The sequence below is a fragment of the Enorma massiliensis phI genome (assembly GCF_000311845.1).
GTDB lineage: Bacteria > Actinomycetota > Coriobacteriia > Coriobacteriales > Coriobacteriaceae > Enorma > Enorma massiliensis.
Genome location: NZ_HE978574.1, coordinates 439,139 through 451,185, shown reverse-complemented (window position 1 = coordinate 451,185; position 12,047 = coordinate 439,139). Strand labels below are relative to the sequence as shown.

At 56.2% G+C, this 12,047-nt stretch carries 7 protein-coding genes; all 7 read right to left on the bottom strand.

Annotated features, from left to right (window positions below):
• Positions 1-97 precede the first annotated feature (97 nt).
• Positions 98-289, bottom strand: coding sequence for a hypothetical protein (locus tag HGEM_RS01780; RefSeq protein WP_019127684.1), 192 nt, complete (start codon positions 287-289; stop codon positions 98-100).
• Positions 290-337: 48 nt separating this feature from the next.
• Positions 338-1,639, bottom strand: a complete 1,302-nt coding sequence (locus tag HGEM_RS01775; RefSeq protein WP_019127683.1) for an ATP-binding protein — start codon at positions 1,637-1,639, stop codon at positions 338-340.
• Between the two features lie 595 nt (positions 1,640-2,234).
• Complete coding sequence (locus HGEM_RS10315; protein ID WP_195891228.1) at positions 2,235-2,696, bottom strand: hypothetical protein; 462 nt, start codon at positions 2,694-2,696, stop codon at positions 2,235-2,237.
• Positions 2,697-5,864 carry a type III restriction-modification system endonuclease gene (locus HGEM_RS01765; RefSeq protein WP_019127681.1) on the bottom strand — a complete coding sequence of 1,056 codons (3,168 nt, stop codon included), beginning with the start codon at positions 5,862-5,864 and terminating at the stop codon, positions 2,697-2,699.
• A 45-nt stretch (positions 5,865-5,909) separates the two neighbouring features.
• Positions 5,910-7,886: a site-specific DNA-methyltransferase gene (locus HGEM_RS01760; protein ID WP_019127680.1), complete on the bottom strand. Its 1,977-nt coding sequence runs from the start codon at positions 7,884-7,886 to the stop codon at positions 5,910-5,912.
• The gene (locus HGEM_RS09630) at positions 7,886-8,515 is read right to left on the bottom strand and encodes a DUF4391 domain-containing protein (RefSeq protein ID WP_019127679.1); all 630 of its coding nucleotides are present in this window, start codon (positions 8,513-8,515) and stop codon (positions 7,886-7,888) included. The genes HGEM_RS01760 and HGEM_RS09630 overlap by 1 nt, the downstream gene beginning before the upstream one ends.
• Positions 8,508-11,765, bottom strand: coding sequence for a helicase-related protein (locus tag HGEM_RS01750; protein ID WP_019127678.1), 3,258 nt, complete (start codon positions 11,763-11,765; stop codon positions 8,508-8,510). Before HGEM_RS01750 ends, HGEM_RS09630 begins: the two co-directional genes overlap by 8 nt.
• Positions 11,766-12,047 lie beyond the last annotated feature (282 nt).

The window sequence follows — 12,047 nt, the reverse complement described above, 5'->3', positions numbered from 1 at the left end:
AGTCATTGGGGTCGGGTTCGTTTGACTCAGTGAGTCATTTGAACCCGACCCCAATGACCATTGACTCCGTGATATATTCCGTCCTGGACTCAGATTCTCACCGGGCCTCGAAGCGGCGCAGATCCCAGCCGCGGCGCTCTGCCTCGCGGACGAGCTCCTTCGGGCTGGCATCCTCGAGCGCCGCCACGTCCACGATCGCCCACGGCGAGCCCGAAAACACTGCCGGCCCCGTCTCGTCGATGAGCGCCGCGCGCAGGCGGTCAACGTCTATGAGAATACGCTCGTCCATGGGTACCTCCCCCTACCGCGCCAAGCCAACCAAAGAATCTAATGAAGCTCACAGCTCTCCCACCAACACCGCCGCATAGAGCGGGACGCTGAACACGGTTCCGTCGAAGCCGAAATCCTTGGCAGACACACGCACGATCAGTGGGCAACCGTACTTCTCGGCAAAGCGCACGGCGCTGGTCGAACGAACCCTCCTACCAGACTTCACCTCGATCGGCACCACCGTGCCTCCCAAGCTCGCAACGAACTCGACTTCGTATGTGCTCTGCATACCCCAGTAATACGGTTGAACTCCCGCCGAAACGAGTTGTTGCATCACGTAGTTCTCCGCCATGCCCCCGCGAAAATGACCCGTCGCACGATCGGTGGTTTCGAAGTCTGCGGGCGTGGCATCGTACGCGCAGGATAGAAGCCCCGTATCGGCCACGTACAGCTTGAACGACGCAGGGTTCTCGAACGACTTGAGCGGCGATCTCCCATCGCTCACCTGGGTACATTGAGACGCGATGCCCGCAGCCACCAACCAATCCACTGCAGTTTGATAGCGGTCCGCCTTGGCGCCGCTTGCGACATAGCGCCACATGAACTTTGTCGACCCGCTCTCTTTTGCCAGCTGAGCAGGCAGGCTGCCCCACGTCGCGACGATCTTCGCCGCATCGGCAGCGGTGGCGTATTTAGTCATATCGGCAACGTAGGCGGTCGAGATATCACGCTGCGCCCGCCGCACGCGTTCTAGTGACGCACCCTCGGACCACAGCGACACGACCTCGGGCATACCGCCCACCAGCAAATAATCGCGATACAGCTCCATCATATGATCGTGGAGCGGACAACTCACCCGGGATGCAAGGCTCGCGCGCACCACGTCAAACGCGCGTTCTTCACCCATCGCCCAGCAGAATTCCTCGAAATCCATAGGATGCATGGTGAGCATGTCCACGTATCCAACGGGAAATGAGCCTTGGCGCGCCACGTGCACACCCAGCAAGCTGCCCGCCGCAATCACATCGTATTCCGGAGCGTCTTGGCGAAAGTACTTGAGCGACGCGATAGCCTGGTCGCATTCCTGAACCTCATCGAAGAACAGCAGCGTTCCCTCAGGTTCGATGCTGCGCCTGAGTAAGGCCGCAAGAAGATGGATGATGTCTTTGGGGTCAAGGCTACGCTCGAAAGCCGCCTTAAGTGAAGGCTGGCGAACGAAGTCGACATGCACGACGCTTTGGTAGCGCGTCGCGCCAAAGTCGAGCACCGACGTTGTCTTCCCTGTTTGACGTGCGCCGAACAGAACGAGCGGCTTTTTGTTCCGCTCTGCCGCCCATGCCTCAAGTGCGGCTGTTACCTTGCGCTTCATGGGGCATCCGCCTCCCGTGGGATCTACTTGTCGCAAGCTCTCATATTGAAATAATAGGCATTAATGACGATTTTTTCTAGAAATAATCGGCGTATTGGAAGATTATTTGAATCTTAAACAGCTTTGACAGCCAAGAAGAAACGTCTTGATTCTGAGCTCAACATCTGTTTCACGCTTCTATTTCACTTCGCTGTCCTTATTAATCTCGAAGCGAACGATAATACCAGACGAATACGGTGGAACGGATGTAGTCTACACTCGTATAGTGCTATAGTCATCACAGCTCATAAGCGCCATTCTCGGGTTGATCAAGCCCCTTATCAGCTTCATCAAATTGTTTTGCAGCTGCAAAGGAGGTAAGACCATGATAGGAATGTTTAAACTTATCACGGCGGGCGCAAGCGGGGATGGCCGACCCTAGAGCTGGCTTGTGAGGCTTGCCCACGCTGGGAGTTGCCAGCGCGTCCCGTCATATCTTCTTCTAAGCGAATCCGCATATTACCATCCAATCTGACGGCATCGGCCATGCGAATATCTCATTTGCCACAAGCGCAATGTGCCCGGCAATCAACATCCACACATTCACGTTGACAGATTAGGATTCCTCTATAAATGCTCTTGCCGCGGATCCGCTATAGCTCCCCATGATTCCAACGAGCTGTTTAAGAAAATCGAGCTTCTTGCTCTCGCAAGCTTCAACGCCCACCGTAGTCAATTGGTAGCCGCACGAAGTAATCCCATCATTTGGCACGGAAGACTCTTCGACGAGCCCTTGGGAAACCGCAATATTGATCGCGTTCTCAAGCTGGGTTTGCGGCACCATTAAGACTTCGGCATCGAAATACTGGAAATGTGATAGCGCTTCAACAATATCCCAAATTACATCGTTTATATTTCTATTCTTCTTTTTCCTTACCGCATACTCTATGAGAGCATCCTCTGGAATCTCCCAGGTATTTCCCATCTTTCTGGCTCCACGGACTCGTCCTGCCTTCAGCAGTTTCGACACCGAGCCGCTATTCTTTCCATATCGTTTTGAATACTCTGCCGGGTTCATCTATCTCACCAGCTCAAGCAGCTTCTCGTAACTATCAACCGCATCATAGCGCACGTCGGTGTCGCTCATCTCGTTGAAGAGCTTGCGGGCACAGGCAATCTTTGCCTGTTCTACGCCCCTCAGCTGCATCGACTCCATAGAACCTTTAGTCTCCGCGATGAAGAACACGTGCTTCACGGCATCGCGCCTGAATGCGATCGCCCAGTCAGGGGCATAGCCGCCCACGGGAGTCGGAATCTGGAACGAACGCGGCAACTTGGCGTAGACCACGACCTCGTCTGCAGCGTCCAATTCCTCCGCAAAGCGCCGCTCCACCGAACGCTCAGCAGCGCCGTCTGGGAAAACATAATCCTGCACGTTTTTCCTCGAATGGTAAGCACGCGACATGTTCTCGGGCATTGACTCGGTAAAAATCGCGGCGTCATAGCGTTCCTCGAGCCGGTTATAGCTAATGTGCTCCACAATCATCGTAGCCTTCTCATCCACAATGGCATCTGCCACCTTGACGATGAACTCCTCCGGATTGTCCTGGAACATGCGGAACTTGTACGCGCTTATGCCAGCAAGAATTTCCGCCGCGCTGCGCCTCGTGATGCGTGCGCGACGCGCCACCTCGCCAATAAGGTCATACTTCACATGCACGGCGCCGGTCGCCTCAAGCTCCTTTGTCTCGGTGTGTTGCACGGCAAAATGCGTACCCGTCTCAAGTTCCTTCTCGCTCGCGGTCGCCTGTTGCTCGCCTGTCACCACGCGGTAGCTCACCTTTGACACCATCAAGCTCCTATCGATGTTGGCAATGGCCTTGCGCCTCAGCTCGCCATCATCGAAATGGACGGTATATGCCTGCTTGAAGTTGATGCGATTCCACAGCTCCTGGAACTCATGCTTGTTGAAGTTATCATTCAGCGGGTTGGTAAGTACCTTCTGCTCAAGGCCGTTGCCGATCATGTCATCCAAAGCAGACGGGTCGTACACGCTCTGGACGAGCTTCTCGATCTCCGGCAAAAAGTCATACAGGTGCTCGCTCACATCGTCGGCAGAAATCGAACTTACGCCCTCATCGCGGAACTTCTGCGTCGGGGTTCCCGTCTTATCGACAAGGCGATTCGCCGCAAGCGCATACATGATCTCGTCCGCATCGGCATTACTCAACGTAAGCGTCGCGCCCGCGCCGTTTGAGACGGAAGCACCTTGGAAGAGCCCGGCATCCACCCCGGGGCGACGACGCAGCTCTGCCCGGATATCCTTCTGCAAGTCACCCACAAAGCTTGCATAGCTCTCAGAAGCAATAACGGTGAGCAGGTTCACACCCTGCACCATGCTTTCGCCAAGCGTCGCCGCATCCTGGCGGTTGCCGTCGCGGTCAACGCACAGGCGCATACCGCGACCCACCTCTTGGCGTTTACTAGTTTCGGAGCCGGATTCTTTGAGCGTGCAGATCTGGAACACATTGGGGTTGTCCCAGCCCTCGCGCAGCGCCGAGTGCGAGAAGATGAAGCGCGTGGGCTCATCAAAGGAGAGCAGGCGCTCCTTGTTCTTGAGAATAAGGTCGTAGGCACTTTCGTCGTTCACGCCTTCTTCGAGGTCGCGGCGGGACAGCTTCGCCTCAGACCCCGAGTTAGAAATCTTATCGACCGCACGTCCTTTCTTATCGATAGAGAAATACCCCTTGTGCACCATGTGGGGACGGAAGCGCGAGAGGTACTCGACGTACGAACCAGGGAGGTCGTCGCCAAAACGCGGGTTGTGCAGGCGCTCGCCCACCGCAGCGTCATACTCCTCCTCAAAGATTCTGCCGTATTCGCCCAGAAGCTCCTCGCCGTCTTCGCCGTAGAGACGGTACTTGGCCACCTCATCGATAAAGAACAGCGAGAGACACTTGATGCCACGCTCGTAGAGCCGTTCCTCCTTTTCCAGATGACTCTTGATGGTCTCGCGAATCTGCACGCGGCGAATATCCGCTCCCGTGGAGTCGCCGACCACCTCGCCGCAGCGAATCTCCTCGCCATTGCGGAAACGCACGCAACCAAGTACGCCGGGCTGGTCGGGTACGACCTCGGAGATGACATAGTCGTTCTGGTACGCCTCGAGCTCACCAGACTCCGTGTAGATACTGTCATTCACATCGAAGAGCTTGGACACGTGCTTCACCGACCCGCTTGCCAGCTGGCGCGAGAACTCGATGCGTGCTTGCGGCGCCCGGTCGCGGCTTACTCGAATCTCCTGCAAGCACAGGTAGCCGTCCGTGCCGCGCAGCCCACGTACCTCAAAGCCCTTCACTTCGATGCGCTTCACCAAGCGCATGTTGTAAGCATCGAGCGCGTCGAGAGCATAGACCTCGTTGTGGTGTTCCGCATGTGTCGCGGAATAGTTAAGCGAAAACAGCGGATGGAACTGCTGCATGGCTTTGCGCGTGGCGCCGCCTTTCTTTCCCATCTTCTGAGGTTCGTCCAGGATGAGGATGGGGTTCGTCGCAGCAAGCACATCGATGGGCCGGCGACTGCCAAAGTCATCGCGTTCGGAGAACATGATGCGCGCCGTCTTGTCACCGCCGCGCCCCTCGCCCTTGCTCTTCGCCTCATCGAACGCATTGAACGCCTGCATATTGATGACCATGACAGAGATGTCGTTTCTGCCGGCAAAGCTGTCGAGCTCGTTCAGGCGGCTGCTGTTGTAGACGAACCACCAGATGCGCTTGCCATAACGCTCCGCGAAATGCCGTTCGGTGATGGCAAGTGACTTCGCCACACCTTCGCGGATAGCCACACTTGGCACCACGATGATGAACTTCGACCAGCCGTACCGCTTGTTGAGCTCAAAGATCGTCTCGGTATAGACGTAAGTCTTACCGGTACCCGTCTCCATCTCTACGTCGAGCTCGCACGCACCAAGCGCGTGATGTAGCGCATCGGATCGCTCGATACCGTTGCGTCCTTGAACCTTGTTGATGTTCTCGAGCAGCTGCGCGCCGGAGAGCACAATGGACGCATTCTTGTAGCCATCCGCACTCTCGTAGCTCAAAAGCAGCTGGCCGCGGGCATCGCGGGCGTCGGCACCCAAGTCGCGCACGAACTGCTGACCCTCGATGCGGGGTTGGCCTTCGAACACATCTGCCACGGCGTAGGCAGCCTGCGTTTGATACTCCTGAACGGTAAACTTGAATTCCATGATACTGCCTATCTAGATTCGAACACGCAATACGGCTCAGACCTCTTACACCACTCTGGTAATGGTGGCGGAGCTGTAGGTCTTGAAGAGCTCGCCGAAGTTCGAGACAGCATCGTCGCCCGTGAACGAGGCATCGCGCATGACAGCGTAGTCTGGCTGCGACTTTGCCATAGCAACGATAGTCTCTGTCGCAACATTACGGTCAAAGCATGCTACAAGACGACCATCATCGACGGAAAAGACGGTAGAACCGTTAACGTTACGCTTCTCGATCTTTGCCGAAAGTGGGATCTGGAACTGCGGCATCACTTGGAAAAGTAGGTCTTCCGCCGTGCGTCCGGGCTTGAGGTTGTCCGCAAGGCCAGCAAGAGTCTGCTGGGTGTACTCTGCGGGTTCTGCAGAAACGTCCTCGAAGTTCGAAGAGTCGATCTTGAGCACACGGAAGCCGGTATCGGGCACCTTCTTGGGTTCCGCGCCGAGCTCGAGCTGGCGGTTGGACTCCTCCACCTCGGCGACAATCTTCTTGCCCGCGCGACGGATACGCTCCTTACCGATCTCGCAGATGTTCTCGTAGCCGGCCTTGGCGGCCTCCGACCTCTCGTCGCAGGCCTCCGGCAGCTGCACCATGATGAACTTGCGGTTTCCGCCGTCCTCAGCGTTGAGTTGCATGACAGCATGTGCGGTCGTGGCGGATCCGGAGAAGAAGTCGAGGACAAGTGAATTTGCGCACGGCCTGCTCTCAATTAGCTTCTTAAGCACATAGAGTGGCTTTGGATTATCAAAAGGAAGGCCCAGGGAGTCTCCGCTCCCACCGAAGTAAATTAAGGATGAAAACGCTTCGGTCATGTTATCAGTCAAATAGTACTTCTGCCTTGGCTGAGTGGTCTCGTCTTTTCCATAGGCCACTTTATTGCTTGCGATCAGCTCATCCATCTTCTCATCAGTAAATCTCCAGCCTTTAGCCGGGACAGGACACTCTTTCCCCGTTACAGGATGAATCAGCGGCCTATGTGATCTTGTCTCAGGTTTATCGGGAGCAGCCATTGATACGGCTTGATACACTCTCCCCGATTCATCGATTGTCGAATAGGCAAGCTCTCCACCACTAAATTCGCCCTTTTTGCTAGACAGCCATTGCTTGAATCTCTGCGTTGCGACCTCGTAATCTCCTTTGCTTGTGAAATACAGATGCGCTGCCATCTTTTGAATCTCATCCGCGTGTTCTTTACGCTTAATAAACTGGCCTATCGAAAAACTTGCCTTATTGCGAGCAAAGACAACTATCGACTCGTGCTGGAAAGATACTCCCCCAACAGAGCCCTTCGGATTCCGCTTATCCCATATAATTTCACCGAGATAATTAGCATGTCCAAACACCTCCGTAGCTATACGGACAAGGGTGCTATCTTCATTCTCATCGATGCTAATGAAGATGACCCCGTCCTCGCTGAGCAGGTCCCTTGCGAGCAGCAGGCGCGGGTACATCATGCTGCACCAGTCGGAGTGGAAGCGGCCGTTGGACTCGGGGTTGGCGACGAGGCGGCCTCCATCCTCGTCGTAGTCCCCACTTTCCGCGTCGTAGTCGGCCTTCGTCCGCGCGAAGTCGTCGTCGTAGATGAAGTCATGACCCGTGTTGTAGGGCGGGTCGATGTAGATCATCTTGACCTTGCCGGCGTAGGTGTTGCGCAGGAGCTTGAGCGCGTCGAGGTTGTCGCCCTCGATGTAGAGGTTGCCGGTCGTGTCCCAGTTCACGCTCTCCTCGGGGCACGGGCGCAGGCACTTGTCGATCTGGCGGTAAGCCTCCTGCTTGGCCTCTCGCTTGCCCGGCCAGGTGAACTGGTAGCGCTCCCTCTGACCATCGGCGACATCGCCCACGCGCTCCCTGAGGGCATCAACGTCGATGGTGTGGCGAAGGGTGCCATCGGGCTCGCGAATCTCGGTCACGACCTCAGGAAAGAGCTCGGCAAGTTTCTCGACATTCTCGTCAATGATATTCTCGGTAGTAAGTTCTACGTGCTCCATCACTGCGCCTCCAGTTTTGCTATACGGTTTTCAATCTTCTTGATTTCATCCCATAGTGCGTTACGTTTTGCGATCTGCTTCTCGCCAGCGCGCTTCTTCCGTAGCTTCTCTAGCTGTACGCAAAGCGATGCCAGTTCATTGCGTCGACTCAACCTTCCTGCGAAATCACAAGGGTCGGCATCGCCGAATACCACCTGCGAACACAGGCTCGCCCACACTTCGTCGAGCGTGGCGCCGCGCAGCTCGAGCGACGCCTCGCCTACTGGCAGCCAGGCAGTTTCATATATCTTGTCGCTCTTTGCCAGCAGCTTGCATGATTCGCCTTCAAGGCAGGCAAACAGCAGCTTATTGGGAACCGTTTTTGCAATTTGGTCAATTGCGTCATACGGCACGTCTGCGCCCGATAGCTGTATGCCCAGTACGTCGATCTCGGCAACCGTTTCACCCGCAGGGATATGAATGCTCTTCTCTTTAATCGCTGCGAGCATCTCGATGCGCTCGATCTTATGAACAAACTCGTCTTTGATAGCAGTAGTCGTTTTCAAGTGCTCATAGAACACCTTCTTGGGCATGGCGCGCCCCACGAGCGCGGTGCTCGGAAGCCCGAGGGTTACGCTCGCGCTACTCACGTGGCCTCACCACCAAGAAACAGATGAGTTCGAAATCATCGAGGCCCGCCACGTCGTTTTCGAGGAAGCTCGTGGTACCGCCGGAGAAGAAACTGTCGAGGTCGGCCTCGGCCTTCTCCTCCACGATCGACTCGATGGCACTGCGCAGCAGGCTCGAGGCGCCGCGCATGTCTCGCCCGCTCTTCGTGGCCTTGTTGTAAGCGCGACAGAGCACTGCGTCGGGTTCGGACTTGCCTTTGCACAGGCGCCTCATGGCGTCGAGGGACTCTTTGGGATCGAGGTAGCCGTGCACGACCTCGCCTTCGTCGCTCACGTACACCAGGTAGAACGGGTGAATCTGGTTGCGTGTCTTGGCGTCGAGCTCCTGGTTCACGTTGCGGAGCACGAAGATGATGCCCGGAGCGTCGCCCTCCACCACGGCATCGATGCCCGTGGGAACACTGTCGATATTCGGGTTCTCCTGGTAGTAGGAGACCAGATCCATACGGAAGTCGTTGAGACCGAGGTCGGTGATGGAGACACCACCCGAAACGTCCTCGAGATCCACGACCTCGTGCTTCATCTGCTCGAGCTGCTGCTTGCGGTACTCAAGGTCGCCCTTCTCGTCCTCGTTGATGTAGTCGTCGTCGCCAGTCGAGGTCATAACGACGGCGTGCATGCGGTTCTCGACGCGCGCCTTGAGGTTGATGTAGTTGTCCAGATCCTCGTCCGGCCAGAAGTTGACGAGCTGGATGACGTCGTTCTTGGAACCGATGCGGTCCACGCGACCAAAGCGCTGGACGATGCGCACCGGGTTCCAGTGGATGTCATAGTTCACCAGGAAATCGCAGTCCTGAAGGTTTTGACCTTCAGAGATGCAATCCGTGGCAATGAGGATGTCGATATCCTTGCCGCGCAGACGCGGATAGACCTTATCGCGGTCCTTGGAGACGGGCGAGAAGCAGGTGAGGATCTCGGAAAGGTCACCGCGAACGCCTTCGACGTTGGTCTTTCCGCCGCCCGATCCCGTGACCTCAGCAACGCCCAACCCCAGCTCGCGGGATGCGAACTCGGAAATATGCTCGTAGAGGTAGTTTGCGGTGTCGGCGAACGCGGTGAAGACAATGATCTTCTTGTTGCCCGGGTTGATGGGGTTCTCGACCTTCTCGGCAATGAGCTGCTCGAGGCGCAGGAGCTTGTCATCGTGCTCGGCATCGATGCCGCGAATCATCTCGAGCAGGCCCTCGATGGTCTGAGCATCGTCTCGGACGTCCTTCTCCCAGCTCTTCCAGTCAAGATCACGGAGGTCGAACTGCGTTTTGCCACCCACGGAGAAGTCCATGAAGTCGGCATCCTCGTAGTCGAGGTCAAAACCGTCGCCAAAAGAAGATGCGTCCACCTTCGCCGTAGCCATACCCTCGGCCTTGAACACCTCAATGGTGTTGAGGCACTGGTTCATGACCGAAAAGACGCGCTCGAGCGTGAGCCTGAACGACGAGATAGAGCTCTCGAGGCGCTTGAGCAGGTTGGCTGCCATGAGCTTGCGGACACCCGTCTCGCGACCGCTCGTGGTGAGGTTGCCGTTCTTGTCCTCATACTTGCCTCGCGCCGACGGCAGCAGATAATGTGAGGGGATGTAAACCGCAAGCTTGAGCAGGTCAAGCGAGTTGGCAATCTCACTGTATGTGGTGCTGTTGGGCAGCGTTGACAACTTGGGATAAATCGAAGCAGGGTCATTGCGACGCGGGAACGGACCAATAGCGCTCACGTCGTAGTAGCGTTGAATGTGCTTGCGCGAGCGAGCAACCGTCACCTGGTCGAGGACCTTGAAGAAGTCAAAGTCGAGCGAGTCGGTGAGTGCCTCGGTGCTGCGCTCCTCGGCGGGAAGCTTGGACCAGACCGTGAAGGCGCCCTGAGCGCTCTTGAACACGTCCTCAATGTTGGAAGAGAGCCCCAGCTTCTCCGACCACCCAGCCGGATCTCCTTGATAGGCAAGCCTCAGCTGGTTGCGAAGATCACGGAAGCGGTTGTTGACGGGGGTCGCGGAGAGCATGAGAACCTTGGTGGGGACCCCACCGCGAATGACGTGGTTGATCAGACGCTGATAGCGGTTCTCGGTACCACCCGTCCCGTCATCCTTTGCCGCGGTTGCTGTGTCTTCGCCGTTACGGAAGTTGTGAGACTCGTCAATGACAACGAGGTCATATCCGCCCCAGTTGATCGTCTCCAAGTCCATGCCCGTGACGGTCTTGCCCCGCTTGCGCGAGAGGTCGGTGTGATAGAGCACGTCGTAGCGGAGACGATCGCTGGCTATGGGATTGTTGATCTGGTTGTTGCGGTACATCGTCCAGTTGTCCGAAAGTTTCTTGGGACAAAGGACGAGCACATTGCGGTTCAGCGACTCATAGTACTTGATGACAGCGAGCGCCGTGAACGTCTTGCCAAGGCCTACGCTGTCGGCGAGGATGCAGCCATCGTAGGTCTGGAGCTTGTTGATGATGGCAAGAACCGCGTCCCTCTGAAAGTCATAGAGGAGGTTCCAGATGGCGCTTTCACGGAATCCCGCTCCCTCCTTGGGAAGGTTGTCCGCTGATACGTCGTCGAGAAACTCGTGGAAGATTCGATAGAGCGCCGCATAATAGATAAGCTCGGGTGCGTTCTCCCGATACATTGCCTGGATGTTGTCCACGACTGTATCCGTGACGTCTTCCAGCCCTCCGTTTTCCCATGCTTGATCGAACATGGAAAGGAACTGTCGAGACGTCGAGGTGTTGAGACGTGAGACGCCCGTCACGGTGGGATGATCGCCCACCCCAAGCTCCCCTACCGTAAAGCGCTGGAAGGGCATGTAGGTAGAGGCATCTTCCTTTCCGCTCACAGTCAGAGCGGGCGCCACGGGTGCCGGACCGGCTGTTGCGGACCTGAAACGAGCCTTCTCTCTAATCCAGCTCGCACATTCAGACGCAACGGCCTTTTGCGTGAGCTCGTTGCGAAGCTTGATCTCGAACTCCGTGCCGTAGAGCCCCTGCTCACGCGAGAGGCGCGGGATGTAGAACTCACGCTGTTCCTTCTTGGCGCGTTCTTTGGCAAAGGTCGGCTCGGTGTATATGAACCGGAACTCGTCGAGAGACTCAAGCTGCTCACGGAGCTCGTTGAAGGCGTACATGGAGAACACCGATGCCGCCACGGAAACGGTATCTCCCTCTTTAATGACCCTGACGAGATCGTCCTTGAGAATACTAGTTTTATTGTCGAAGAAGGCGGCGTCCATTTACGACACCCGCCTGATGGAACGATCCGCTACTTTGCTAACGCTAATCGAGAGAGGGCGCTCAGCATGAGACACCCCCCCCCGAAGCATTTTCATGGGTTCAAACATGAGATACTCCGGGCAATGTGTTTAACACAATTCAATTAGATTATTATACGTATAGGTTGACAGTTCGCCCCTGTCAGCCATTCACAGCTGCAAGATCAACGTCTTATTAGGTCGCTCAGCTTTGTTGTTCAACAAAGCTGCTTATACACTGATAGAGAATAATAACAGCAGGGG